Origin of the sequence: Phyllobacterium sp. SYP-B3895, assembly GCF_009647635.1 — a bacterium.
Taxonomy (GTDB): Bacteria; Pseudomonadota; Alphaproteobacteria; order Rhizobiales; family Rhizobiaceae; genus Phyllobacterium; species Phyllobacterium pellucidum.
The window spans coordinates 309,400-335,316 of sequence record NZ_WJIG01000003.1 but is presented as its reverse complement, the minus strand read 5'-3'; the positions used below and the strand labels follow the sequence as shown (position 1 = coordinate 335,316).

Annotated in this window: 28 protein-coding genes and 1 pseudogene; 17 read left to right on the top strand and 12 right to left on the bottom strand. The window is 58.3% G+C overall.

Annotated features, from left to right (window positions below):
* Window positions 1–32 precede the first annotated feature (32 nt).
* From GF108_RS14220 to GF108_RS14205, 4 genes and pseudogenes are all read right to left on the bottom strand, one after another.
* Entirely contained in the window at window positions 33–812 is a 780-nt protein-coding gene (locus GF108_RS14220) for a response regulator transcription factor (RefSeq protein ID WP_153668496.1), read from the bottom strand.
* Window positions 809–1,186 (bottom strand): response regulator transcription factor, encoded by a 378-nt coding sequence (locus tag GF108_RS14215; protein WP_153668495.1) that lies wholly within the window; start codon window positions 1,184–1,186, stop codon window positions 809–811. The genes GF108_RS14220 and GF108_RS14215 overlap by 4 nt, the downstream gene beginning before the upstream one ends.
* Window positions 1,165–1,830 (bottom strand): response regulator transcription factor, encoded by a 666-nt coding sequence (locus tag GF108_RS14210; RefSeq protein ID WP_153668494.1) that lies wholly within the window; start codon window positions 1,828–1,830, stop codon window positions 1,165–1,167. The genes GF108_RS14215 and GF108_RS14210 overlap by 22 nt, the downstream gene beginning before the upstream one ends.
* Window positions 1,827–3,377 (bottom strand): annotated as a pseudogene (locus GF108_RS14205) (PAS domain-containing protein); the annotation flags it as partial. The gene GF108_RS14210 and the pseudogene GF108_RS14205, both read right to left, overlap by 4 nt.
* Window positions 3,378–3,892: 515 nt before the next feature.
* Here GF108_RS14205 and GF108_RS14200 point away from each other — a divergent pair.
* A complete protein-coding gene (locus GF108_RS14200) occupies window positions 3,893–4,138 on the top strand; it encodes a glycine zipper family protein (protein ID WP_091924015.1) in 246 nt (81 codons plus the stop codon).
* Between the two features lie 117 nt (window positions 4,139–4,255).
* On the opposite strand, the gene GF108_RS14195 is transcribed toward GF108_RS14200, so the two are convergent.
* A complete protein-coding gene (locus tag GF108_RS14195; protein ID WP_153668492.1) occupies window positions 4,256–5,008 on the bottom strand; it encodes an SDR family NAD(P)-dependent oxidoreductase in 753 nt (250 codons plus the stop codon).
* A gap of 76 nt (window positions 5,009–5,084) precedes the next feature.
* Window positions 5,085–5,906: an alpha/beta fold hydrolase gene (locus GF108_RS14190; RefSeq protein WP_210386093.1), complete on the bottom strand. Its 822-nt coding sequence runs from the start codon at window positions 5,904–5,906 to the stop codon at window positions 5,085–5,087.
* Window positions 5,907–6,488: 582 nt separating this feature from the next.
* On the opposite strand from GF108_RS14190, the gene GF108_RS14185 reads away from it, so the two are divergent.
* From GF108_RS14185 to GF108_RS22725, 12 genes are all read left to right on the top strand, one after another.
* A complete protein-coding gene (locus tag GF108_RS14185) occupies window positions 6,489–6,947 on the top strand; it encodes a carboxymuconolactone decarboxylase family protein (protein WP_027233355.1) in 459 nt (152 codons plus the stop codon).
* Between the two features lie 43 nt (window positions 6,948–6,990).
* Window positions 6,991–7,272: a GNAT family N-acetyltransferase gene (locus tag GF108_RS14180; protein ID WP_153668490.1), complete on the top strand. Its 282-nt coding sequence runs from the start codon at window positions 6,991–6,993 to the stop codon at window positions 7,270–7,272.
* A gap of 253 nt (window positions 7,273–7,525) precedes the next feature.
* On the top strand, window positions 7,526–8,287 hold the full coding sequence (locus tag GF108_RS14175; RefSeq protein WP_153668489.1) for an SDR family oxidoreductase: 762 nt from the start codon (window positions 7,526–7,528) through the stop codon (window positions 8,285–8,287).
* Window positions 8,288–8,356: 69 nt separating this feature from the next.
* A complete protein-coding gene (locus tag GF108_RS14170; RefSeq protein ID WP_027233358.1) occupies window positions 8,357–8,773 on the top strand; it encodes a cupin domain-containing protein in 417 nt (138 codons plus the stop codon).
* A gap of 21 nt (window positions 8,774–8,794) precedes the next feature.
* Window positions 8,795–10,315 (top strand): cyclic nucleotide-binding domain-containing protein, encoded by a 1,521-nt coding sequence (locus GF108_RS14165; protein ID WP_153668488.1) that lies wholly within the window; start codon window positions 8,795–8,797, stop codon window positions 10,313–10,315.
* A gap of 23 nt (window positions 10,316–10,338) precedes the next feature.
* Window positions 10,339–11,091 carry an SDR family oxidoreductase gene (locus GF108_RS14160; protein WP_153668487.1) on the top strand — a complete coding sequence of 251 codons (753 nt, stop codon included), beginning with the start codon at window positions 10,339–10,341 and terminating at the stop codon, window positions 11,089–11,091.
* Window positions 11,092–11,208: 117 nt separating this feature from the next.
* Window positions 11,209–11,835 (top strand): Rrf2 family transcriptional regulator, encoded by a 627-nt coding sequence (locus GF108_RS14155; protein ID WP_153668486.1) that lies wholly within the window; start codon window positions 11,209–11,211, stop codon window positions 11,833–11,835.
* Window positions 11,836–11,875: 40 nt separating this feature from the next.
* Window positions 11,876–12,562, top strand: a complete 687-nt coding sequence (locus GF108_RS14150; protein ID WP_081815995.1) for a response regulator transcription factor — start codon at window positions 11,876–11,878, stop codon at window positions 12,560–12,562.
* Window positions 12,563–12,645: 83 nt separating this feature from the next.
* On the top strand, window positions 12,646–13,026 hold the full coding sequence (locus GF108_RS14145) for a response regulator transcription factor (RefSeq protein WP_153668485.1): 381 nt from the start codon (window positions 12,646–12,648) through the stop codon (window positions 13,024–13,026).
* Window positions 13,027–13,102: 76 nt separating this feature from the next.
* The gene (locus GF108_RS14140) at window positions 13,103–15,151 is read left to right on the top strand and encodes an ATP-binding protein (protein ID WP_153668484.1); all 2,049 of its coding nucleotides are present in this window, start codon (window positions 13,103–13,105) and stop codon (window positions 15,149–15,151) included.
* Window positions 15,152–15,305: 154 nt separating this feature from the next.
* Window positions 15,306–15,932: a DUF1254 domain-containing protein gene (locus tag GF108_RS22465; protein WP_246663956.1), complete on the top strand. Its 627-nt coding sequence runs from the start codon at window positions 15,306–15,308 to the stop codon at window positions 15,930–15,932.
* Window positions 15,933–16,099: 167 nt separating this feature from the next.
* On the top strand, window positions 16,100–16,816 hold the full coding sequence (locus tag GF108_RS22725) for a DUF1214 domain-containing protein (protein WP_370462172.1): 717 nt from the start codon (window positions 16,100–16,102) through the stop codon (window positions 16,814–16,816).
* 30 nt (window positions 16,817–16,846) lie between these two features.
* On the opposite strand, the gene GF108_RS14130 is transcribed toward GF108_RS22725, so the two are convergent.
* Entirely contained in the window at window positions 16,847–17,659 is an 813-nt protein-coding gene (locus tag GF108_RS14130; RefSeq protein ID WP_153668483.1) for a transglutaminase family protein, read from the bottom strand.
* A 312-nt stretch (window positions 17,660–17,971) separates the two neighbouring features.
* Window positions 17,972–18,421, bottom strand: coding sequence for a GatB/YqeY domain-containing protein (locus tag GF108_RS14125; RefSeq protein WP_153668482.1), 450 nt, complete (start codon window positions 18,419–18,421; stop codon window positions 17,972–17,974).
* A 287-nt stretch (window positions 18,422–18,708) separates the two neighbouring features.
* On the opposite strand from GF108_RS14125, the gene carA reads away from it, so the two are divergent.
* A complete protein-coding gene (carA, locus tag GF108_RS14120; RefSeq protein ID WP_153668481.1) occupies window positions 18,709–19,959 on the top strand; it encodes a glutamine-hydrolyzing carbamoyl-phosphate synthase small subunit in 1,251 nt (416 codons plus the stop codon).
* Here carA and GF108_RS14115 read toward each other — a convergent pair whose 3' ends face one another.
* A complete protein-coding gene (locus GF108_RS14115; protein WP_153668480.1) occupies window positions 19,960–20,880 on the bottom strand; it encodes an aldo/keto reductase family oxidoreductase in 921 nt (306 codons plus the stop codon).
* Between the two features lie 174 nt (window positions 20,881–21,054).
* On the opposite strand from GF108_RS14115, the gene GF108_RS14110 reads away from it, so the two are divergent.
* The gene (locus GF108_RS14110) at window positions 21,055–21,528 is read left to right on the top strand and encodes a nuclear transport factor 2 family protein (RefSeq protein WP_153668479.1); all 474 of its coding nucleotides are present in this window, start codon (window positions 21,055–21,057) and stop codon (window positions 21,526–21,528) included.
* A 3-nt stretch (window positions 21,529–21,531) separates the two neighbouring features.
* Window positions 21,532–22,089: a TetR/AcrR family transcriptional regulator gene (locus GF108_RS14105; protein ID WP_153668478.1), complete on the top strand. Its 558-nt coding sequence runs from the start codon at window positions 21,532–21,534 to the stop codon at window positions 22,087–22,089.
* A gap of 1 nt (window position 22,090) precedes the next feature.
* Here GF108_RS14105 and GF108_RS14100 read toward each other — a convergent pair whose 3' ends face one another.
* Both GF108_RS14100 and GF108_RS14095 read right to left on the bottom strand, forming a co-directional pair.
* Window positions 22,091–23,362, bottom strand: a complete 1,272-nt coding sequence (locus GF108_RS14100; protein WP_153668477.1) for a TCR/Tet family MFS transporter — start codon at window positions 23,360–23,362, stop codon at window positions 22,091–22,093.
* A gap of 162 nt (window positions 23,363–23,524) precedes the next feature.
* Window positions 23,525–23,989 carry an Lrp/AsnC family transcriptional regulator gene (locus tag GF108_RS14095; protein WP_153668476.1) on the bottom strand — a complete coding sequence of 155 codons (465 nt, stop codon included), beginning with the start codon at window positions 23,987–23,989 and terminating at the stop codon, window positions 23,525–23,527.
* A gap of 145 nt (window positions 23,990–24,134) precedes the next feature.
* Between GF108_RS14095 and GF108_RS14090 the strand changes: the two genes are divergently transcribed.
* Complete coding sequence (locus GF108_RS14090; protein ID WP_153668475.1) at window positions 24,135–24,857, top strand: aspartate/glutamate racemase family protein; 723 nt, start codon at window positions 24,135–24,137, stop codon at window positions 24,855–24,857.
* A 36-nt stretch (window positions 24,858–24,893) separates the two neighbouring features.
* Here the strand turns inward: GF108_RS14090 and GF108_RS14085 are convergent, their stop codons facing one another.
* Complete coding sequence (locus tag GF108_RS14085) at window positions 24,894–25,832, bottom strand: neutral zinc metallopeptidase (protein ID WP_153668474.1); 939 nt, start codon at window positions 25,830–25,832, stop codon at window positions 24,894–24,896.
* Window positions 25,833–25,917 lie beyond the last annotated feature (85 nt).

Sequence of the window (25,917 nt, the reverse complement as noted above, 5' to 3'; positions counted from 1 at the left end):
CGCGGCCGCGGCCGAACCCGCCGCCACATTGTTCAAACTGCCATGGCCGGTCGATGCGAAATCGCGAGGCGGCCGGCATCGGCAATTTTGGCAGGACAAGGCTGAGCTTCCACGGAATTGCGCACGCCTTCAGGCAGCGCCTCCCAGACGTGAACGAGTTCGCCGACTGAGGTGAGCTTCATCTTGCGCATGACGTTGCAGCGGTGAAGCTTTACGGTGATTTCGCTGATGCCAAGGCAGAATGCGATCTGTTTATTCAGACGGCCAATCGCGACTTCCTGCATCACCTGACGCTCGCGTGGTGTGAGCAGCGCAAATTTGCTCAGGTGATCGGTAACGATCCGCGCTTGGGCGCGCTGCTTGGCGTCGCGGTCAATTCCCGCGGCTATGGCATCGAGCAACGTCTGGTCGCGTACCGGTTTGGTGAGGAAATCCACCGCTCCGGCCTTCATCGCCTGAACGGACATCGGAATGTCGCCATGGGCGGTAAGAAAGATGATCGGCTTGACATCGCCGCTTTCCAGGAGCCGATGCTGGAGATCGAGACCGCTCACGCCGGGCATGCGCACGTCGGCGACAATGCATCCCGGCCGATCAGAAAGCTCGGCTTCGAGGAACTCTTGCGTCGAGCCGAAGCTGATGGTGTCGAGGCCCACCGACTGCATCAGTTCGTCGAGTGCTTCACGGAGCTTCGCATCGTCATCGACGAATATAACCAATGGATGCTCTGCCCCGCCCCAATCGCTCACGGTCTGCGATCGATCGGGTACGGTCTGCCCCAGGCTTACATTTGCATGATAGCTTATGCTCATTTTGGAGTCCCCTTTCCAGTCAGTGCATCGCCGATCGCTGCAAGCAACGCTTGCCCGTCGAAAGGCTTGCGGAAGAACCAGCCATGTTTGGGCTGCATTTGCTCTGCGAGTTCGTGCCTGCCCGTAATCAGGATCACAGGCAGGTCGGGGTGTTTGTCTTTCATTAAGCGCTGCAGTTCAAAGCCATCCATACCGGGCATGCCGATATCGGTAATCAGGCAATCGATTTCATGCGCAGCGTTGCTCTCCAGCAGTGTCCTGGCGGACGAAAACGCCCGAACGGCATGTCCCGCGGATTCGAGGAGATCCTCGAGCGAGTCGAGCAGGCGCTGATCATCATCGACGATCGCAACTACAGACTTCTGGTTGTACATTCGCGCGAGCTTCCGGATCGTCTGGAATGAGTGACAGGGATGCGCAGCTTCTCGGCGATCCTCACCAGGTCGGCGAGCGATGCCGCTTCCATCTTGTGCATGATCTTGCTGCGGTGGATTTCGAGAGTAATCTCACTGATGCCGAGTTCGGCTGCCGCCTGCTTGTTGAGAAGGCCGCTGACAACGAGTGGCAATACTTCTCGCTCGCGCGGCGTAAGCGCCGACAGGCGGCGCATAAGCTCAGCCAGTTCGGCGCGCGTCGTACGTTGTTCACGGTCGCGCCGGATCGCCGCCCGCACTGCCGCGACCAGATCATCCTCCCCGACCGGCTTGGCAAGAAAGTCGACCGCCCCACCCTGAATGGCCCTTACCGATGACGGAATATCGCCATGGCCGGTGATAAACACGATCGGAGGATGCGCGTCACTCGATAGCTGCTTTTGAAATTCCAGACCGTTGACGTCAGGGAGTTCGACATCGAGGATCAGGCATGCGGGGAGATCCGGCTTCGGACCGGCGACATAATCGGTGGCGGCAGCAAAAGTTTCGGTTCGCCACCCGAGCGATTCCAGCAGCTCGCCCAGCGCCTCGCGTACGCGTGCGTCGTCATCGACCACGAAGACGATTTCATCGCGCGGGTTCATGGCGTCTCGCTCGCCGCCAACGGCAGCCTGAAAGCGACGGTCGCCCCGCGCGTCTCGTTGTTGGCCATCCACAAGCGGCCCCCGTGCGATTCGATGATCGAACGGCAGATTGCGAGCCCCATACCCATCCCATGCGGCTTGGTCGTAAAGAATGGCTCAAAGACCCGCTCGGCGTCCTTGAAGCCCGTTCCGTCATCGCGAACCTCAATCCGAACGGCGTCGGGGCCATCGAATGAGGAAAGGATCTGCAGCACATGCAGGCTATCATCCGCGGCTTCTATTGCTTCGACGCCGTTGCGGATCAAGTTTACGAGCACCTGCTGTATCTGGACGCGATCGAGCGCAACCGACGGCAGGTCAGGGGCAAGGTCCGTCCTGATGCGCACGTTCTTGGCCGCGGCCTCATCAACCATCAGTTGGCAGACTTCACCGGTCAACCGGTTGACATCTTCAGGCGACCTGGCATGCGGCGTTCGGCGGAAGAGTGCGCGCACGCGGCTCACGACATCCGCGGCCGAATTCGCATCGCGAGTGATGCGCTCGGCCGTGATCTTGGCACGTTCGACGTTTGGAGGGGTCGCGGAAAGCCAACGGTAGCAAGCATGGGAATTGGCGACGATGGCTGCCAGCGGCTGATTTACCTCGTGCGCGATAGACGCAGACAGTTCGGCCAGGCTCGCTGCCTGCGTCGCCTGGGCGAGCTTGTCGTATGCGCGTCGAAGCGCATCTTCCGCGTGCATTTGATCATCGATATCGTGACAGAGGCCGAACCACTGGACAATATTTCCATCTTCATCGCGCAAAGGTTCGGCGCGACCGGACATCCAGCGATATACGCCATCCGCGCGGCGCAGACGATACTTCATCGAGAAGCGCTCGCCCGTGCGCAGACAGCTCCCGAGAACGGCCTCCACCTCCCCGGCATCGTCGGGGTGGAAAATAGTATCGAACACCACCGCCAGTTGTTGCGTGTCCTCCAAGTCCATCCCGAGGAAGTCCGCCATGCGTTTGTTGACGAGGGTGGTCTCTCCCTGCGGGGTCAGCCGCCAGAGATTGCTCGGGACCATGTCGACGAGCAGCGACAGTTCCCGCTCCCGATCGTGCAGCGCCTCCTGGGCCGTCACCAGGTCGTCGATGTCATGGCAAAGACCGTACCATTGAACGATGCGTCCGGTGTGGTCGCGAAGCGGCTCGGCGCGGCTTGACATCCAACGATAGAGCCCGTCGGTTCGGCGCAGGCGATACTTCAAGGAAAAGGCGGCGCCGGTTGCGAGACTGTGGCGGAGCGTTTCGCCAAACTCCACTGCGTCTTGTGGATGCAGCACCGTGCTTATGAGCACGTCCAGCCGGCTCATTCCGGGTTTGTCGGTATCTGGAACGTCCAGACCCAGGAAATCGGTCATGCGTCTATTGAAGAATGTCGGTTCACCCTCGGGTGTAAGGCGCCAGAGGTGACTGGGAACCATATCAACGAGCAAGGAAAGCTCGCGCTCCCGATCGCGCAGCGCCTCTTCGGCCTGCATTTGATTGGCAATTTCCATCTGCATAATCGGCTGCTCCTCCCCGACAAAGAAAACCATCGGGCCGCCTACGCTTCCTATACCATTGACTATCGATTTCAGAGCTGCCGACGTCATACGATAGTGTAATCTAGCACTACGCTTATCGCACCTCATGGAAATCCATGATTGCAGAAGGTTGTGGCGAACCAAACGTTTTCGTCCGATCCAAAAGCTTACAACAAAATGCGGGGGTTCCTCCAGAGCAAGGAGGCGCCCGTCAGTGAATATGGCCGAATGAACGGCGACAAGCCGCTAGCGCTTTACTGCACGAGGCCGGAGATAAGTGACTGAGGACGCTATCAACTTGCCTTGGCAGATCGATGGCTCATCCCATCAAGGCGCCTCGCTAAAATCGCGTGACTTTGTGTTCCGATATGCCAATATCAACTTCGCTGGCAAACTTCGCCGCAGCGTGACACCCGATTATGTTCCCTTTCAAAACGGAAAGCCTCACCATGAATCTGGTCCCAGACAATCGCGTTCAGCAAAACCAATATTCAATGCCAAAGTTCGTACTGACAGTCGCCCTCATCATGGGGTTGGCAGGCTGCACAACGACCGAAAAGGACCTCAGCGTCGGCACTGCGGCGGGCGCGATTATCGGTGGTATCGCTGATGGCGGCAAAGGTGCACTGATTGGCGCGGGCGTCGGCGCGCTTGGCGGCCTGCTGGTCCGCAACCTGCGCAACGGGTATTGTCAGTACCGCGACCGGAACGGCCGCATCTATACGGCGCGCTGCCGCTAGAGGCGACCCTTTCTAGAGACACAGGCGATGGCGGCACTGAACCGGGTTCGTGCCGCAATAGCCTGTGCTTTTTGCTTGTAGGGCCCGTGTGCACGGCTGTAAAAGCCGCCTCTCCGCCTACGTCGTAACAAGGCCCCCGTCGACGGCAATGACCTGCCCTGTCATCCATGTGGCGCGCGGATCGGCAAGGTGCACGATCCACATGGCCACGTCGTCCGGCACCCCGCGCCGGCCGAGCGGAATTGCCTTGCGTTCCTGCTCGATGACCGCAACGATTTCTTCTGGCGACAGGTTCATGCGATCACGCAGGAAATCGGATTCCACGGGCCCCGGCGCGATAGCATTGACGCGTATCCCCTGCGGGGCGAGTTCCAGTGCCCAGCAACGGGTGAGGTGCTCGACCGCCGCCTTGCTCGATCCATAGATGGAAAGCACTGCCGCTGCCTTGCTGCCGAATGTGCTCGACATGTTGATGATCGTGCCTTTGGTCTCCGCCAGGTGTGGGACTGCCGCCGCGGCAAGGAGCAGCGGTCCCGTTACATTGACGGCGAACACACTGGATATGGTGTCGGCATCGCTCTCGATCAGCGGCCTGATTGCACCAGCTCCGGCATTGTTGACGAGAACATCGAGGCGACCCCAGCGTCTGATGGCAGCATCGACCGTCTGATGTGCTGCTGCCGGATCGGCTGCATCCGCCACAAGGCCCTCGATGTTGGGATTTGCGGCAGTGATTTCCTGAAGAACGCCAGAGCGGCGTCCGGTAATGAGGACTTTAGCGCCCTGCGCCGCAAATTGCTTGGCTGCCGCCAAACCGATGCCGCTGCTGCCACCAGTTATGATGACAACCTTGTCGTGAAAACTTTCCATCTAACACCTTCGATTATTGGCGACCCATCATCGACTTGATGTCGGCAGCGACGCCCGGTCGCTGCCGATGCATCGCTCAGCTTCTTATGAACGCAAGCAGATCGGCGTTGGTGACGTCCGCATTGGTCGTGCACATCCCATGCGGAAATGCCTCGTAGACCTTCAGTGTGCCATGCTTCAAAAGCTTCACGGTCAACAGCGCCGAATCGGCAACCGGAACGATCTGGTCGTCGTCGCCATGCAACACCAGCGTCGGAACATCGATGGCCTTCAGGTCGCCGGTGAAGTCCGTTTCGGAGAAGGCTTTTATGCAGTCGTATTGAGCCTTCGCCCCGCCCATCATTGCCTGCCGCCACCAGTTTGCGCGCACGGGCTCAGATAAAGTCGCCCCCTCGCGGTTGAAGCCATAGAAGGGGATTGGAAAATTCCAGTAGAAATCCGCACGGTTGGCTGCGAGTTGATGGCGCAGGCCGTCGAAGACATCCAACGGGGTGCCGTTTGGGTTAGCGGCGGTTTTCACCAATATTGGCGGAACCGCGCTTATCAGGACGAGCTTCGCAACACGCCCCTTGCCATGGCGAGCCACATAGTGGGCTGCCTCGCCGCCGCCGGTCGAATGGCCGACATGAATGGCATCTCGCAGGTCAAGAGCATTTGCGAGCTGAGCGAAATCATCGACATAAGTATCCATGTCATTGCCGGTCGCCGTTTGGGTCGAACGCCCATGGCCGCGACGATCATGGGCGATGACCCGATATCCCTTGTCTAGGAAGAAGAGCATCTGCGTATCCCAATCGTCGCTGGAGAGCGGCCAACCATGATGGAAGACGATGGGCTGTCCCGTTCCCCAATCCTTGTAGAAGATTTCTGTCCCGTCTTTGGTCTTCAGCATTCCCATTGTGTAGTTCCTTTCTGTTTGGTTCGCGGTCATAGGTGAAACCCGCTTTGCGCTGAACGCCGTCGACGACATGGCCGCAAAGACCGTCGCGCTCGCCGCTAACAGCAGGACGTCGCGGCGGGATGCTTCGATCGCTTCAATCGGAGTGGGTTCTTTCATGGAGTTCTCCTCGATGGATTGGGCCGGACAGGTTCGATGCTCGCCTGCCAGTTCGTCGGCTGCAGGAAGAAACCGGAAAAACTCCTGCATTCATCATCCCTGTCGCGTCCGGTTAACACGGCTCGCATTTGAAAAATTAGCGGCTGAGCCGAGCTCCTGCATCCCATCCATAGGTTTGGATGGCCCATACCGAGGGTGACATTGAGCAGTTTGAAATTGAGGGGCGCGGCGGTTCGGTTACGCGCGATCGGCCTCGATCAGCAATCGTTTGCCGAAACGGGCGACCGGGGCCGCGCGGCCCCTGGCAATGCGGGATGGTTCACCTGAACGAAAGAATAGGATCGCTCCCCATCCGGTACGATAGCGATCGCGCCTGCCAGGGTCATGATGGGCGCGCAAATCACCTTTCAAGGAGGACCCGAAATGTCGCCCCGCTTCATGCCATTCAAAACTGCTCCCGAACTCATTGAAGCTCTTACCAAAGTGGAGAAGGTCCTCGCCACCGGCGGGCTCGAGCCCAGCCTGGGGGAACTCGTCAAGCTGCGCGCTTCCCAGATCAACGGCTGCGCCTACTGCATCTACATGCACGTGAGTGACGCCCGCGCGCGCGGCGAAACCGAAATGCGGTTGTTCATGCTCGATGCATGGCGCGAATCTTCGCTCTACACTGATCGCGAGCGCGCGGCCCTGGCGTGGACCGAGTCCCTGACCAGGGTTGCGAAGACCGGTGCCCCCGATGAGGATTATGCCCTTGTGAAAGACCAGTTCAATGAGGGCGAACTCACCTATCTCACGATAGCGATCGGCATGATCAACCTCTGGAATCGGCTGCAAGTTGGTGCCCGCGCCGCGCACCCCGTCCACGCTGCCACGGCGGCCTGACCATGCTTGGCAGATGCCATCCCGGACCACAGAGGAATAATCGATGAGCAATCCCGTCAAGGACAATGTTGCTGACAGTCGCTACGAGATGCCGATTGCCGATGGAGCAATCGCCGCCGCCTACTACAGGATTGAGGATAACGCGGTGGTATTGATTCATACTGAAGTGCCATTCGAATATTCCGGCCAAGGCATTGCCTCGAAACTGGCCGCGGGCGTTTTCGAACTCATTCGTGCGAGCGGACGGAAAGTCGTGCTAAAGTGCCCTTTCATGGCAAGGTTTTCGGCCAGTCATCCGGAATACCGTGATCTCGTTGCCGGCTGATTCCGACTGCTCCGTCGCGACCTATAATGCTGAAAAAGCCTTCGCTTCATCGCGAAGGCTTTTTCGGTTGCGGTATCAGTCCAACATCGAAGCTAACGTTGGCGCGGGGTGGCTGCCTAAACTTCCGGATAGGTCGACTAAACCCGGTGACTAGAGCGCTAGGCCCCGTGCACGATGGAATGATTCTCCCTCTCCAATCATTGTCGAAAGCGATCAACCAATCCGAACGCTCACTATCGACAGGAGAATTGCCATGAAGATCGTTCTTATCGGCGGAACGGGACTAATCGGCTCCAAGACTGCGGCGCGTTTGCGCAGCAAAGGCCACGATGTCCTGGCCGCCTCGCCCAACACCGGCGTGAACACCATTACCGGAGAAGGGCTGGCGGAAGCCCTGGTCGGCGCTGAAGTGGTCCTAGATCTGGCGAACTCACCCTCCTTCGAAGACAAGGCGGTCCTTGAATTTTTTCAGACGTCGGGGCGCAATCTGCTCGCAGCGGAAACCAAGGCTGGCGTAAAGCACCATATCGCCCTCTCGATCGTCGGAACGGAGCGATTGCCGGAAAACGGGTATTTCAAGGCCAAGCTCGTTCAGGAGAAGCTAATCAAGGAATCTTCGATCCCTTACACGATCGTGCATTCCACGCAGTTCCTAGAGTTCCTCAAGGGTATCGCCGATACGGGAACGGTGGGTAAGGTTGCCCGGATTTCACCCGCCTATTTCCAGCCTATCGCTGCCGATGACGTTGCCGATGTAATGGCGGCCGTTGCGGTCGGAAAACCGATCAACGGCATGATCGAGATTGCGGGACCAGAGCGCGTCCGCATGAACGAACTCGTTGCCCGCTACCTCAAGGAAATCAACGATCCGCGGACAGTCGAGGCCGACACCCATGCGCTCTACTTCGGGTCCGAGCTGAATGACCAGTCGCTCGTACCTGGCGATGGCGCACGGATCGGCAAGATCGGCTTCCGGGATTGGCTGCGCCAATCGCAGCTGACGCCAGCGAAGTAACAATTGAGCAAAACGGGAAGGGATTTCCCGGTGATACCTTCCAATTCCACAGGCTGAAGGGAAACCAAAATGATCAGAACTATCTTGTTATCGGCGATTATCGTCGCCGGAAATGCAGCGGGTGCCTTGGCTCACGATGCCGGCAAGGAATCGAAAGTCACGCTTGTCTACGAACATGAGCTGCCCAATGTGCCGGGCAAGAGCATGAAAGGCGTGCTCGTCGAATATGGTCCAGGCGGATCGTCCGCTGCACATACGCATCCCGATTCCGCTTTCATCTATGCAACGGTCCTTGAGGGAGCGGTCACGAGCAAGGTCAATGACGGCCCGGCAAAAACCTACAAGGCGGGTGAAAGCTTTTCGGAATATCCCGGCGACCGCCATGCCGTCAGCGAGAATGCCAGCACGACTGAACCGGCCAAGCTGCTTGCGGTATTCGTCGTCAATACCGACGAGAAGGATCTGGTGCTGCCCTACCATGAATAAACAGGTTGCCGAGGGTGAGGCATGAACATCGATCCAACCATCACGGACATGATGTCCTCGCCAATCATCCACGCCGGCTGGGTCGCCCTGGCCGGTGTTGCTGCCACACGCGCGCTCGTGCGCCGTCATTCGATCTTGAAACTGATTGCGCAGATTGCGTTTTTCATAGCGCTGACAGGAATACTGCTCGCCAACGGCATCCTGCCCTATGACATCGATCCTGGCCGCGGCTCGGCGGTCGAGACAGTCGTTCTCGCACTCGTCAAAATCGTGTGGTGGATGAATGTCGCATGGGCGCTTGTTGCCTTTGTTCGGTTGTTCCTCGTGCTGGAACATACGCCGCGCGAGGCACGCCTCATCCAGGATATCGTTGTCGGCTTGATCTATCTCGGCACTGCTCTGTCGATCGTCGCATTCGTATTCGGTGTGCCGGTCGGCACCTTGCTTGCAACATCCGGTATCTTTGCGATCATTCTTGGCCTTGCCCTCCAGAACACATTGAGCGATGCCTTTTCCGGAGTGGCGCTCAATCTCGGACGGCCGTTCGTCCTCGGCGACTGGATCAAGCTCAGCGATGGCACGGAGGGTCGCGTCGTCGAAAGCAATTGGCGCGCAACCCACCTCTTGACCTCCGGCAATAATATCGCGGTTCTGCCAAACGGCTTTCTCGCCAAGCTTGGGCTGACGAATGTCAGCCACCCGAACGAGACCCACGGCATTCCATTATCGCTGAGAATAGCCCCGACCAAACCGCCCGCAGCAGCCATCGAATGCATGGAGATGGTCCTCTTGAGCTGCAATTCGATTGTCAGGGACCCACCTCCGCTGGTTGCCTTGCGGGGGCTCGATGCCGCGGCAATCGAGGTCGATCTCCTGTTCCGCGTATCGAGCCTGGCTTACAGTATCTCGGCCAAGAATGAATTGATTGACCTCGTCTATCGTCATACCCGCTCGGCAGGATTGGTTTTGGCGAGCCCCGCCTCGTCACCGAGTGTAGGAGAAGCAAGCTCCGCCATCCCTGACGCGCCAAACTCGCCTGCCAGGGAACTTCTCGAATCGGTACCAATCTTCGCAGCGCTTTCCGGCGAAGAGCGACAGGCCCTGGCCGATGCGGGCTCAAGCCGGATTTACCGAAAAGACGAGATCGTCGCGCGCCAAGGGCAGACACTGGGTTCGTTAATGTTTGTCCAACGCGGAGTACTTCTCCTCACCCGGCAGGGTCAGCACGGCGAAGACGAGATCATGCGCCTGGCTCCAGGCGACTTCTTTGGCGAGGATGCTCTGCTTGCTGGAAGCGCAGAACCCGGAACCATGACCGCGATTGCGTCAACAGTAATCTTTGAGTTGGACAAGAAGCATTTGGCACCTCTCTTCGAAGAGCGGCCTGACATGGCCGGCGATCTTGCGGCGATGCTGGCGGGTCGATTTGAAATGGGCCTTCGCGACGCACATTCGACGCGGGACCGAACGCACCGCCGCTCGGTGACCGAAATGCTGAAATCCATGGAAACTGCATTCCTGGCGCCTAACGGCGGCCCCTAACGCAACTCTGAAAGGAAGCGACGATGAAAATCACGGTCATGGGAGCAAGCGGTCTCATAGGCACGCGTCTCGTCGAAAAACTTCGGCAAGCAGGCATGGAAGTGGTAGGCGCATCCCCTTCTCTCGGCGTCGACAGCGTGACGGAAGAAGGCCTGCGGGGCGCGATCGACGGCGCTGAGGTCGTCATCGACGTCACCAACACCACCTCGTTCGGCGACGATTCGGCATTGGCCTTCTTCAAGGCATCGACCCGGAACCTCCTCGCCGCGGCGGCTGATGCAGGCGTCAGCCATTACCTCGCACTCTCCGTGGTCGGAACGCCTCGCCTGGTGGAGAGTGACTATTTCCGCGCGAAGATGGTGCAGGAAAATCTCATCAGAGCTGCACGCAAGCCCTATACCATCCTGCATTCCACACAGTTTTTCGAGTTCATCAACGGGGTGATCGAGATGAGCGCCAAGGGAGATGAATTCCGGCTCCCCTCGGCCTTCATTCAACCGATCGCTGCCGACAACGTCGCCGCAATTCTGGCCGAACTGGCGATGGCAGCGCCGCGCAACGATACCGTGGAGATAGGCGGACCTGAACAGTTTGGTCTCGACGAAATTGCGCGTGTCCAGCTCGCCGCCGATGAAGATCGGCGCGAGGTCATCAGCGATGACAGAGCTCGCTACTATGGTGTGGAACTCAACGACGACACGCTTCTTCCGCTGAAGGGATCGCGCCTTGGCTCGCTGCGCTACGGCGACTGGCTATACAGCTCCATGGCGAATTGACGAGGCAAATCCACTTCAGTCGCTCGAAGAAGCGCTTATGAGATCGGGAGGCTCTCCGCCTCGACCTATACAAAATACAACTGGAAATTTATAACACAACCTTGTATGGGTTGTGTTATGAAAAAACCCAGGATTGAACGACCCGCGAAAACGGCAGACGGCGGTGCTGCCGGCCGAGTGAGTCTGTATGGGGCTGCGGTTGAGTATGGAATTCACTGCATGCTCTGGCTAATCGAGCCGCGTGCAAAGCCGGTCAGCAGCCGCGATCTTGCCGAGTTGCAGGGCGTGCCGTCCGCATTGATGTCGAGAATCATGCCCAAGCTTGAAAAGGCGGGGCTGGTCACATCGACCAGCGGCATCAACGGGGGTTACCGGCTCGCCAAGGCGCCGCAGGACATCACGGTCCTCGAGGTTGTCGATGCAATCGATGGCGGCAAGGGTGTCTTTGACTGCAGGAATATCCGCAAGAACTGCGTCTTGTTCCGCGGCAACGCCCCCGCCTGGATCACGAGCGGCGTTTGTGGGGTTCACGCCGTCATGCTGCGGGCCGAGAAAAGCATGCGCAATGAAATGAGCCGGACAAGCTTGCTCGACTTGGCAATGGGTTTCGGCGAGCTGGCCCCCGCTGATTTCGGACCAAATGTCGGTCAGTGGCTGGATGACCGCGCAACCAATCGCGAAATTGCCCGCATTTCGGCGGTCAAGGACAGTTCACGAAAGCGACGGCGCAGTACCAACGAGTGATCGTTGACGAACAACAGTTTGACTCCTTGCAACGCACTGGATGGACAAGATGAATCTTTCGACGGGGACTTTAGTGACTGCCAAACCAACTTATCCCGATCAAAATCCGATCGTCCTTGTTGTCGACGATGATGAATCGCTCCGGCTTTCGATTTGCGATCTGCTGGAATCTGTCGGTATCGAAGCCGCCGGTTTCGCCTCGACGCAAGCGCTGATGGATGCCGACCTACTCGACCGGCCGGGCTGCATGATACTCGATGTCCGCATGCCTGGCGTCAGCGGGCTGGATTTTCAATCACGCCTTGCCGCAAGCGGCATTTCAGCATCCATTATTTTCCTCACCGGCTACGGCGACATACCGATGACGGTGCAGGCGATGAAGGCGGGGGCAATCGAGTTCCTCACCAAGCCCGTTCGCGAACAGACGTTGCTCGACGCGGTGAACAAAGCCATCGAAATCGACAAGGAAAGACGCGCCGCGCAACTCACCAAAGACGCCAATATCGCGCTCTACGCGACGCTCACGCCGCGCGAACGGCAAGTCATGGAGGCTGTGGTGCGGGGAGCCTTGAGCAAGCAGATCGCCTTTGAGCTGAACATATCGGAAATTACCGTCAAGCTCCACCGAAGCAGCGTGATGCGCAAGATGAAAACCTCGTTCGTCACCCAACTGGTGCACGCCTGGCAGTCCATACCATCGGACATACGCAATGACTATGCGGCCTAGTCTTTGGTATGGCTGTGATGAAACCCGGACTCAGCAGATACTAAAACCGAGTTGTCACAGTAGGTTGCGCGAAAGTATTCATTTTGGCCCCAGTACCAGTTATTGCAGTCGTCGACGACGACGCAAGCGTCCGCGAGGCCCTGGCGGAATTACTCGAGGTGTTCGACTTCAGGTGCCGAGCGTTCGAAAGTCCCGAAACATTCCTGGCAGCGCATGCCCCAGGGCGGTTCGACTGCCTGATCACGGACCTTCACATGAAAGCTATAAGCGGGCTTCAATTGCAGCAGAAGCTTGCCGAGGTCGATCCCGGCTTACCCATCGTCTTCATTTCGGCACACTCGGACCCCGTAGCAAGGTCGAGGGCGCTTCACTGTGGGGCAATCGCCTTTCTGAACAAGCCGATCGACGACAATGTGCTCTATCGGCACATCATATCCGCCCTCAATCGTGGTTCGAAGGAGTAAGATCGATCACGAAGGACACCGCCAGCCGGTGAATTGAAACGCAATCGACCATCGCGTCAGGAAACGGAGGTCGCAGATGGAACTCGCAGATTACGCGACCGACAGTGTAATTCGCTACGATCTCGAAGGCACAATTCATTACTGCAACGCCGCCACGACAACCCATTATGGATGGGTTGTCGCGACCATGATCGGCCGGCATTTCCAGGATCTCATGCCGGAGCCTGACCAGGGCACCGTGCTTTGGAATGATCTGTTGAAGAACGGGCATTGGGTCGGCGCGTTGCAGCGGCTCTCGCATTCGGGCGCCGTAATCGACGCCAGTGTGCGGTTGGGACTTCGCAAGGACGGTTTGGGCAATGCACTGGATGTTGTCGAATTTTCCACGGTGCAAGCTAATGCCGCCGTCTCGCTGCCTCATAGCACGGCGTTGGGATCAGCAGCCTGCTGGCAATTCAACATGCGACGTGCCCTGCCCCTGTTTGCTCCCGTCGATGCACCGGCAAACCGGGATCCGAGCGCCGATGAATGGTGTCCAGACCGATTGGATACGCTCCTCACCGCCGTCCAGATAGCGGATGTCAATGACGAAGCCATACGCCTGTTCGGGTTGCCGGAAGATCGTGACCGGGTGATCGACCGGCCCGTCGCCAGCCTATGGCCCGAGCAAAGCCGGGCAGCACTTGGAGATTTGCTGACCGCCCTTATTGCAAAGACCGATGCGGAACCGGAGATACGGGAAATTCCCGTCGTTGGCCGATTGCAGCAAGTCGTTCTGACGGGTTGGCGAGCGACCGACCCGCGGTGCTCCGATACAGTCTTCGTCCGCGTCAAAGCCGTATTGAACGCGCCAAACGCGCTGATCGAACTGGAAGCGAGCCAGAGTCGATATCGCAATTTGATCTCCTATCTGCCCATCCCTGTCTGGCAGATCGACGCCCGTGCCGCAGGGCGTATTTTCGACCGCCTGAGGGAGGGCGGCCTCGACGACATGGCTGCCTATTCAGAGGAGCACCCCGATCTCGTCGATCTTACCTGCGAACTTGTGCAGGTATTCGACGTCAATGACGATGCCATGTCTCTCTTCGGGAGCAAGGAACGCTCGGACTTTACCGGTCCGGTCGGCTATCTGTTTGCAGGCACGCCGGGTGCGGCGCGGCGCGTCATGCTGGCGCATTTTTCAGGCGCGCGGAACCACGTCGAAGAACTCAAGGTGAAGACGTTCGATGGCCGCGTGATTGACGTGCTGCTGTTGGTGACCTTCCCGGTTCCCGGCGAACGGCTCGATACAACGATCATCATCATGATAGACAACACGGCGCGCCTTGAGGCGGAAGCAAAGCTGCGCAGGATTGAGACGGATTTCTCGCACGCATCGCGACTTTCGACCTTGGGCGAAATGACCACGTCGATCGCGCACGAGATAAAGCAGCCGCTCGCGGCAATCCTGATGAATGCCCAGACGAGCCTGCGATATCTGAGGAAAGCCGAGCCCAATCTTGAGAAGGCAGATCAACTGACGTCTCGCGTTGTCGACAGCGCCCAGCGCGCCAGCGATATTATCGGTCGGATCCAGGACATGGCGCGCAAGCGTGCCCCGTCTTACGCCTTGCTTGGTTTGAACGACGTCGTGCGCCAATGCCTTATCTTCCTTCGCCACGAAAGCGAAGACAAGGATGTGATGATCAAATCCAGTCTTGAGCCGAACCTCCCGTTGATCGAGGGCGATCGAATTCAGTTGCAGCAGATCATTGTCAATCTGATCGTCAACAGCATCCAGGCGATGAAGTCGGCACCGAAAACCCGACGCGAGATTTACCTCGAGACCAGCCTGGACGACAACGATCAGGTTGTTTTCTCGATCCGGGATACGGGCACGGGCATCGCCGTCGATCACATGGAACGGATATTCGACAGTTTCTTCACGACCAAGGAGGGCGGCCTCGGCATAGGACTTGCCATATGCCAGTCGATCGTCAAGGCCCACGGCGGAACAATCGAGGCTTTCAACCATCCGGACGGCGGAGCGGTATTTCGCTTCGCGATTCCGTCCAAAGGCGCTTTCAAAGCATCCGGCAATCCGGCTTCTTCCGAGCAAGCGGCATCAGAAAATCGCCCCTATTGAGAACAAAGGGGCGCGGCGCCCCCTCAAGAAAGCCTAATGAAGGAACACGGTATCGGTCCTGTAACCGTAACGTACTTCAACTGGCATCGATAGCTTGGCAATGACCTTCCGAAGCTAATGCCGCCCCAAGCGGCATCGTTGGAAAGGTCGATCCATGTTCAGATTTTGCCACGCACCGCTAGCCGCGCTGCTCATCGCCGCCGCCTCGCCTGCCCTGGCGCAGCAACAACCGCCAAAGTTTGCCGCCAAGGTTCCGGCGGATATCCAAACGCCAAACGCGGTGCAGACGCGCATTGGCGGACTGAAGTTCTTCGATGGGCTCCCCAGCGACGAAACCGTACAGAAGGTCTATGACAACATCGATTTCTCGCGCGGTGTCGAGGCTTTCCTCTCAGGTGTTCCAGCCGCGTCGGTGCACGCGGCCTGCAACGGGCTGAAGAGCATCGGCGTCAACCCAAACAAGGCGGTATCGATCAGTGAAGACCTTCTTGACGCGCGCTCCCTGTTCCTGACAGCCAATTCGACCACGGTATACGTGTTCTTCTGCATCGACCTGAAGGACGGTCCCGTCGTCGTCCAAGTACCGCCGGGTGTTCTTGGACCTGTGGACGACGCCTATTTTCGCTATGTCACAGATGTCGGCCTGATCGGCCCGGATAAGGGCAAGGGCGGTAAGTATCTGTTCGTCGGTCCCAACCAGGAAGGACAATTGCCGGATCAGGGCTATTCGTCACCAAGACGCCGACCTTTACCAACCTCATCTTCTACCGGGCATTCGTAAAGGACGGCGACATAGCCGGAGCGGTAAAAAGCGTCAAGGCACATGCCCGGGTCTATCCGCTGGCGGCTGCCAAAAATCCGCCGGAAACCACATTCGTCAACAGTTCGGGCAAGCAGTTCAACACGATCCACTCCAACGATTTCAAGTTCTATGAAGAAATCAATGAGGTGATCCAGACCGAGCCAGGCGATGCGTTCGATCCGGAGATTGTCGGTCTGTTCGCTTCCATCGGCATAAAGAAGGGCAAGCCATTCGCGCCTGATGCACGGATGAAAGCCATTCTCACCGACGCCATTGCGGTGGGCAACGCGACGGCGCGGGCGATGGTGTTTGCTCCACGCGACGAGCGCGCCAAATTCTATCCTGACCGCCAGTGGAACAACGGGTTCATCGGCAACAGCTACCAGTTCCTGAACGATGGAGAACGCATGCTCGATCCGCGTACCATGTTCCATTACATGGCAACCGGAATAACGCCGGCCATGGCAGCCGCGAAGCCCGGCACCGGATCAGCCTACGCCTTTGCCGTTCGCGACGCGGCCGGGACATTTCTTGATGGCGGAAAGACCTACAAGATTACGCTCCCCGCACCGATACCCGCCGGCCAGTTCTGGTCGTTCACAGCCTACGACAATCAGACCCGCTCCATGCTCGAAACAGACCAGAAACTGGCAGGTATCGACAGCAATAATCCCGACATCAAGAAGAACGAAGATGGATCGGTGACAGTCTGGTTTGCGCCGAAAGCGCCCGCCGGGCACGAAAGCAACTGGGTGCAGACCGTGCCGGGCAAGGGCTGGAGTTCCATCCTGCGCCTGTACGCACCGCTCGAACCGTGGTTCGACAAGAGCTGGAAGCCCGGCGATTTCGAATTGGTGAACTGATCTGACGAGGGTGCAGGCAGGTTTCGCCCGTCAGGCCGGGACTGCCTCGTCGGCCCACACCTTGAATTGCGTCAGGACATTGGGACCGAAGACGTTCGTGAGCGGGACGTCCGCAGCATCGCGCCCATGCGCGACCTTGATGCGTCCAATGCGCGGCGCGTTGTTTCGCGGATCGAATGCATGCCACTCTCCGCCGAGGAAGACCTCCATCCACGCACAGAAATCCATCTCCGAATGCGGCGGTGGAACCCCAATATCGGTTATATATCCGGTGCAATAACGTGTCGGTATGTTGAGACAGCGGCAGAATGCGACCGCGAGGTGCGTAAAGTCCCGGCAGACACCAATGCCCTCGCCAAAAGCACCGCTCGCCGTCCGGGTCGGATTGGAATATGCGTAACCGAATTTGATATGCTGGTGCACGTAATCGCAGACGGCCTGAACGCGTTGCCAGCCGAGCGGGAATTGTTCGAACAGCCGCCAGGCCTGATCGCTCAACAAGTCGGTCTCGCAATAGCGGCTACCCATCAGGTAAACCAGCACCTCATCGGGAAGATCCTGAACCAGATGCTGCACGGCATCGAGGTGGATCGGGTCGGGTGAGCCGCTGTCGTTGACAACAGCATTCGTGCTCAAACTGAATTGGCCTGCGGGCGCCAGGATACGATTGCACCAGTTTCCAAATTGGTCGTGGTAGCCATGGGCATGGATAAGTGGTGCTGTCTTGAACGTCTCTATACCGATGAGATCGTCAACGCGCGAGTGATGAACATTCAGTATGGCGATAATCGGTGTTTCCTGCGGAAACTCGAAGGTCAGCTTGCATCCGACTTCAATCTTCATTCGTGGCGCTCCGGGTCTAAAAATCGAAAACAATAAAAGCAGACGACCGATGTATCGCAGTGGCCTGCGCCTGATCATTAATTACGTTGGAAGAACGTCCACTCCGGCAAGCAATAGACGGAGTGGCTCAGTGCATCCTACATGGTTTTTCGCCAATGACGCCTAAAAATTGCGCACGATGACAATATGCCCATCTTAAAGCTTTGACCTTTCAAATCCCGATGGCCTGCGAGCCCGCCTTCTCCTCAGAAAACCCTGAACTGCGATAAGTTCCCGGCCACAAAGCAGGTCGCACACTTTACTCGAGCGCAGCTACTGCAGCAGTTCCTTGACCAGGGCGCTTGCCTTGCTGAAGTCCATCTGACCGGCATATTTCTCCTTGAGCGCATTCATGACCTTGCCCATGTCGCGCAGGCCGCTTGCCTCGGTTTCCGCGATGACTAGCGATGTCGCGGCGCGTATTTCGGCCTCGCTCATCTGCTTTGGCATGAAGTCGCGGATAATCTCGATCTCGGCGCGCTCCTGCTCGGCCAGCTCCTGGCGGCCGCCATCTTCGTAGAGCTTCGCCGATTCCTCGCGCTGCTTGATCATCTTGGCGAGGATTGTGCTGATCTCCTCGTTCGTCACCGGCTCCTTGCCCGTTCCCCGGTTGAGAATGTCGCGATCCTTAATAGCCGCCATGATCAGGCGCAACGTCGGGACCCGGCGCTTGTCCTGTGCCTTGACGGCGGCGGTGAGTGCTTGTGCGATCGTATCGCGCATATTCGTCGTCTCCTGTTTGCGAGTAACCTAGACGCGGAGCCAGGCGTATACAATTGGTGTCAATCCCGACGCCTGGAGAATTCACCAGGAGTCTTCGCGTTCCAATTGACCGCGGGCGCGGCTTTGTCTATGGAGTGGGCCTTAGCCAGACTATTATTGTTGTTGCTGCGGTGGAGAGCTTTCCGGCCACCGCGTTCAGTCACGTCATATGGACGCATGGACGGCATTCTTCAATGCCCCGCAACGACAAGGACAACAACGACGCAAGCCCACGCCAGGAGTGCCGCATGAACCCCTCGACAACGACAGACGCTGCAGCCCAGACGAGCCCCAAGACCGCCGGCTGGACGCAAGCAAAGCCGACGGCAGTTCTCGTCCTCGCCGATGGCACGGTCATCGAAGGCAAGGGCCTCGGCGCCACCGGCAGCTGCGAGGCGGAGGTCTGCTTCAATACCGCACTTACCGGTTATGAAGAGATACTGACGGATCCTTCCTATGCGGGTCAGATCGTGACCTTCACCTTCCCGCATATCGGCAATGTCGGCACCAACAAGGAAGACATCGAGGATTTGACGCCCGCCAACCGGGCTGGCGCTGTCGGCGCAATCTTCAAGGCGGACATCACCGCGCCGTCGAGCTATCGTGCCGCCGACAACCTTGATCATTGGCTAAAAGCGCGTGGCATCATCGCGCTTGCCGGCGTCGATACCCGCGCGCTCACCGTCCTCATCCGCGAAAAAGGCATGCCGAACGCCGTGATCGCCCACGATCCGGACGGCAAGTTCGACATCCCGGCGCTGAAAGCACGCGCTGCTGCATGGCATGGCCTTCTCGACCTCGATCTCGCCAAGGACGTCACGTCCGGCCAGAGTTCGGTCTGGACCGAGAAGCCATGGGTCTGGAATGAAGGCTTTGCCGAACAGTCGGCGCCGGAATTCCACGTGGTTGCCATCGACTATGGCATCAAGCGCAATATCCTCCGGCTCATTGCCGGCCTTGGCGCGAAGGTCACCATTCTTCCGGCGACGGCCACGGCGGACGACGTTCTCGCCCACCAGCCTGACGGCATTTTCCTTTCGAACGGCCCGGGCGACCCGGCCGCAACCGGAAAATATGCGGTCCCCGCGATCAAGCAACTGATCGAGACCGAAATCCCGATCTTCGGCATTTGCCTCGGCCACCAGATGCTGGCGCTCGCGCTGGGTGGCGACACGCAGAAGATGCACCAGGGCCACCACGGCGCCAACCATCCGGTACGCGACGATACCACCGGCAAGGTCGAGATCGTCTCGATGAACCATGGCTTTGCGGTCGACACCAAATCGCTGCCCGCTGGCGTCGAAGAGACCCATGTCTCGCTGTTCGACGGCAGCAATTGCGGCTTGCGCGTCACCGGCCGCCCGATCTTTTCGGTCCAGCATCACCCGGAGGCCTCGCCCGGCCCGCAGGACTCGCACTATCTCTTCCGCCGCTTCTTCAATCTCATTCGCGCGCGCAAGGGTCTGGAACCGCTGCCGGAGCGGGACCAGGCGGCCTGATCAGGGCACGTCCCGTCCCGTAGCAGCTTTGAGGATTTCGAACCATTGCTGGCGGTCGAGTTCGATGTCGAGCGCCCGAGACATTGCTGCGAGACGATCAAGGTTTAAACTGCCAAGCACTGGGATAAGCCTCGCCGGATGGCATAGCAGCCAGGCGATCGCGATCGCGGAGATGTCCTCCACGCCAATTTTCGCTCCCACTTCGCCCAGGACATCACGAACGCAGCTTTCACGCTGCCCGTTACTGCTGAAGAGCTTGCCGCCGCCAAGTGGGGACCAGATCATCGGCGCGTAGCGCAACCGTTGCGCATGGTCGAGGCTGCCGTCAAATAACGGCGATGTTTGAAGCACCGACATTTCGATCTGGTTCGTCACCAGTGGAAACGACAAACGCGATGCCAACAGGTCGAACTGCGATGGCGAGAAATTCGAGACGCCGACAGCGCGAACCTTCCCTGCTTTTACGACGCTTTCCAGACCCGAGGCCGTCTCGTCCGCATTCATGAGAGGGTCGGGACGATGGATCAGCAAAATATCGAGATAGTCGGTGTGGAGATTGGTGAGCGAGCGTTCGACGGAGGCCCTGATATGCGCGGCGCTCGTATCGTAGTGTTTGAGACGATTGTCGGGGCGGGCATTTGATTTCAGCATGATATCGCATTTGCTGATCAACTCTATCGTGTCCCGGGGACCGCCCCAATCTTTAAGCCCCTCTCCGAAAGCTTGCTCAACTCCGTAGTTGCCGTAGATGTCCGCATGGTCAAAGCTCGTTATTCCAAGGTCGATTGAACCCTGAATGAGCCGCGCAACGTCGGAGGCACTTGGTTTCGAAGTTCCATCCAGGAGGCGCCATCCACCGAGGACAATCCTCGACAGGCTGAGCCCTGCTCCATCCAGCGTAACGCGCGATCCTTGGGACATTTTCTCACCTCACCTTCCAACGGCGCCCATTTTCTAGAGCAAATGTGAAATGGTGAAAATGGCTGAAGATAAATTCGCTTGCGCAGGAAACTACCGAGTTTGCTCTTGACATCAAAGGCAACAACTGTACCAATCACTCAAGATTTTACCTTTCGGTACACAAGGGAACCGACCATGTCAGAGCAACGTCCGCCGCTGCCGCCCTTCACGCGCGAAACAGCGATCTTAAAAGTTCGTGTCGCGGAAGACGGCTGGAATAGCCGCGATCCGCAGCGCGTCTCCCTCGCATATACGCTCGACAGTTCGTGGCGCAATCGCTCCACCTTCATCAGCGGGCGCGAAGAGATTGTTGCCTTCCTTACCGCAAAGTGGGTGCGCGAGCTTGATTATCGCCTGATCAAGGAGCTTTGGGCGTTTACAGACAACCGGATCGCCGTTCGCTTCGCCTATGAATATCACGACGATTCGGGCAACTGGTTCCGTGCCTATGGCAACGAGAATTGGGAGTTTGACGAGAACGGGCTGATGCGCGAACGCTACGCATCAATCAATGACCTGTCCATCAAGGAATCGGAACGGAAGTTTTTCTGGGAACGCTCGAAACCCCGCCCGGCGGACCATCCGGGGCTAACGGATCTCGGTCTGTAGGCTATGGCCAAATCCGTTGCCGAACGCGCCGACGTCGTTCCAGTTCTTGCCGAAATCTTCCGTGAATATGGCTTCGAGGGTGCAAGCCTTGCCATCATCGGTGAGCGCACCGGCCTCGGCAAGGGGAGCCTCTACCACTTCTTTCCTGGCGGCAAAGAGGAAATGGCAACGGCGGTCCTTGCCGAAATAGATGCCTGGTTCGAGGCGAATATCTATCGGGTCTTGCGGGAAGATGCTGATCCCCGCGCCGCTATCGAAGCAATGTGCCGCAGCGTGACCGCATATTTTCACTCGGGGCGGCGCGTGTGCCTTGTCGGCGCATTTGCTCTCGACAACGTCCGCGATCGGTTCGGCAATCGGATCAGCGCCTACTTTTCCGATTGGCAGGCGTCACTGGCCGCGGCCCTCGTCAAAAATGGCTGCAGTGCGGGGGATGCGGCAGATCTTGCTGAAGAGTCCGTAGCTGGCATCCAGGGTGCGCTGGTATTGGCCCGGGCCCGTGGGGATGCTTCGGTCTTCGAGCGCGCCATGATCCGGATCGAACAAAGGCTCCTCGCCTGAGCTACTGTGCCTCGTTGGGCGCAAGCGCGCCCGGTGCAAGCGCGCCATCCTTTGCCGGCGAAGGTTTTTCGACGCGCAGGACAAAAACGATGACGGCAACGAGCACGAACAGACCGCCAAGCACGTAGGCGGCGCCGGCAAATTTCACCGGCGCATCCGCCGCAGTGAAAACCGCGAAAATCTGCGTGAAGATCAGCGGCCCGATAATATTGGTTATGCTGAAAAGGCTCGTCATCGCGCCCTGGAGTTCGCCCTGTTCGGAGGCCGGCACCTTGGCTGATGCGATGCTGCGCATGGCCGGGTCGGCCAGACCTTCCAGGCAGGTCGCGATGATCACCGCATAAACCATCCAGCCCTGCCAGGCGCTCGCATAGCCGAAGAAGCCGAGCATGGCGAAGGTCAGGCCAATGACCGCGGTTCGCCACTCGCCGAACTTCGTGACGACGCGCGGCAACACCAGCCCCATAACGAGGGCGCTGCAGAGGCCATACACGCCAAGCGAAAGGCCAATGTCACTCTCGCTCCAGCCATAGCGAAAAGTTCCGACATAGGCCCATACCGACGGGTATGCCATATGCCCGAGCGTAAGCATGAAAAACGCAAGTCCGATAGCGAGGATGCCCTTGTGCTGGCGCATCTGTCTCAGCGCGCCAATGGGATTGGCGCGCTTCCACTCGAATGCCCGGCGGTTCTTGATTGCGAGTGTTTCAGGCAGCATGAACCAGGCAACGACGAAATTGACGAATGAGATTGCTGCGGCGCCAAAGAAGGGAACCCGCGGACCGAATTCACCGAGGAAGCCGCCTATGATCGGGCCGAGAATGAATCCAATGCCAAAGGCGATGCCGAGCAGGCCGAAATTTCGGGCGCGGTTCTCGTCGGTGCTGACATCGGCAATATAGGCCGAAGCCGTCGCGTAGCTGCCGCCGCTTATCCCCGCGAGAATCCGTCCGAGCAACAAAATGGCGAAGTTGGGTGCAAGCGCGCAGATCAGATTGTCAAGTGAGAAGGTGATGATGGATATCAACAGGATTGGTCTGCGGCCGAACCGGTCGCTCAGATTTCCAATAAGCGGCGCAAATGCAAACTGCATGCCCGCATAAACGAAAAGCAGCCAGCCGCCGTAGATTGCCGCCTGTCCGACATCCGTGCCGGTGAGTTCTTCCAGATATTCGGGGAGAACGGGAATGATGATCCCAATGCCGATGATGTCGAGCAGGAGGATCGTAAAAACGAGAATGAGGCCGCGTTTGGCAAGGACCGGGTCGATCATTGGAAAACTCACAAACAGCCCTCATATGCGCAGCGGAGGCGGAAAGGGCGCATTTTCAGTCGTCAGGCGCGAAACAATTCGTGAACATGAACAGGAAACGGCGCAAAATACCATCGATTTCTGGCTGAAAGCGAGCTTGCTCCTGACAACTGCTGCCAAATGCTAGCGCACGTAACGCGTCGGCACAGCAGTTGTAGTCTTCAGGATCTCCATCGAAACCGAAGCGGAAAGGTCGAAGAACTCGACTCTTTCGACCAGCGTCCGATAGATGCCGTCGTAGGCCTCGACGCGTGGCAGGACGAGTTTCAGGATATAGTCGATCGTACCGGTCATGCGATGCACCTCAACGATTTCGGGAATGTCGTTGATCGCCTTGCGGAATTGTTCGAGCCATTCGGCTGAATGGCGTGCAGTGCGGACGATGACGAACATCGTCGTCGGCAATCCCATCAGCGGACGATCAAGGAGGACCACGCGTCGCGCGATGAACCCCTCCTCTTCGAGGCGCTGGATGCGGCGCGAGCATGCCGATACCGAAAGGTTCACCCGTTCAGCAAGTTCAGATACGCCGAGTGACGCGTCATTCTGCAGCAAATCAAGGATTTTCCGATCGCGATCGTCGAACATTGATTAAACCGAGCCCATTTATTGCACGTTAGACATATAATACGCTGATTTTTTGCAAAGCCGCAACCAAAAGGCGCCAAGTTTGCGAAGCTTTTGCGCGTGTTCCCGACTATCCTTTGCCCAAGTCACAAAGCAAGGGGATGGTATGCGCACTATCGGATTGATTGGCGGGATGAGCTGGGAAAGCACCGCTGTTTATTATCGCCAGATCAATGAGATGATCCGCGAGCGACTTGGCGGGCTGGTCTCGGCAAAGATTGCCATGCAGTCGCTCGACTTCTCGGAAGTCGTTGCCTTGCAGAAAGCCAATCGCTGGGACGATGCCGCTGTGCTCCTCTCCGGTGCGGCCCAGCACCTCGAAGCTGCCGGCGCTGATTGTGTGCTCATCTGCACCAATACCATGCACCTCGTCGCCGAACCCGTCGCAGCCTCTATTCGCGTGCCGCTTATCGATATCCGCACCGAAACCGCGAAAGCGCTGGCTGCCGCAGGAAAAAGCCGGCCGCTGCTGCTCGCGACCCGCTATACGATGGAACACGGCTTCTACGCCGAATTCATGCGCGATCACTTTGCTATCGAGGTCATGGTGCCGAACGAGATCGATCGCGCCAAGATTCACTCTGTGATCTTTGATGAACTGTGCTGTGGCATCGTCAAGGATGATTCCCGCCATGCGCTCGAAAAGATCGTTCAGCGCGGCAAGGAAGCCGGCGCCGATTGCGTCATTCTTGGCTGCACGGAAATATGCCTGTCGCTTACCGACGATAATCTGGCCCTGCCGGCATTCGACTCGACGACGATCCACTCTAGAGCGGCCGTCGCCCATGCGCTCGGCCTTGACCTGGTCAGCGAGCAAGAAGCCATCTAGCGGAGTGCCTCCCGTCACGGGAGGCAACCGGCCACATCAGATCTTGCTATTGAACGTATCGCAGCTATCGAGCTTGCCGCTGTCGAATCCGCGCTTGAACCAGGTCGCACGTTGCTGCGAGGTGCCATGGTTGAAGCTCTCCGGCACGACATAACCCTGCATTTTCCGCTGCAGCGTATCGTCGCCGATCTTCTGTGCGGCATTCAATGCCTCTTCCAGATCGCCTGTTTCGAGAATGCCCTTCTGCTCGGTGAAGTGACCCCAGATGCCGGCGAAACAGTCGGCCTGGAGCTCGACGCGAACAGACATGGCATTGGCATCTGCCTCGCTCATGTTCTGCCGCATCTGGTTGAACTTGGGCAGCACGCCGATCAGGTTCTGCACATGGTGGCCGACTTCGTGGGCAAGCACGTAGGCCTGGGCGAAGTCGCCCGATGCGCCGAACTTCTTGTCAAGTTCGTCATAGAAACTCAGATCGATGTAGAGCTTGCGATCACCGGGGCAATAGAACGGCCCGGACGCTGCGCTGGCGAAACCGCAGGCGGACCGCACCTGCCCGTTGAAGAGCACCATAGTGGGCGCCGGATAGGTCTGGCCCTCGGCCTGGAAGATGCCGCTCCAGACGTCCTCGGTCTCGGCAAGGATCGTCCGGACGAACTGGGTCATCTCGTCATTGCTCTTGACAGACGTGTCGCCGCCCGAGGGCAACTGGGTCTGGCTCGGCGAAAGCGATCCGCCATCTTCGCCGGAACCGACGAGGATCTGCATGGGATCGATATTGGTGCAGAACTTCAGAAACAGGAAAATTGCTGCGAGGATGACGATGCCTGAAAAGCCGCCGCCGCGCGCCGTGCTGAAACCGCCGCCTGTCGGCAATCGAAACCCGCCGCGCCCGATGCCTCCGGGAAAGCCGCCGTCGCCCTCGCCGCGTTGATCCTCAACATTGTCACTTTGCCTGCGGCCTTGCCAACGCATGTCCATCTCCCCAAAGCCAGCCGACGAACCGGCCGATATGCTGCACTATCAACAGTATAGTGCGATATTTGTTTCACGCATGCGG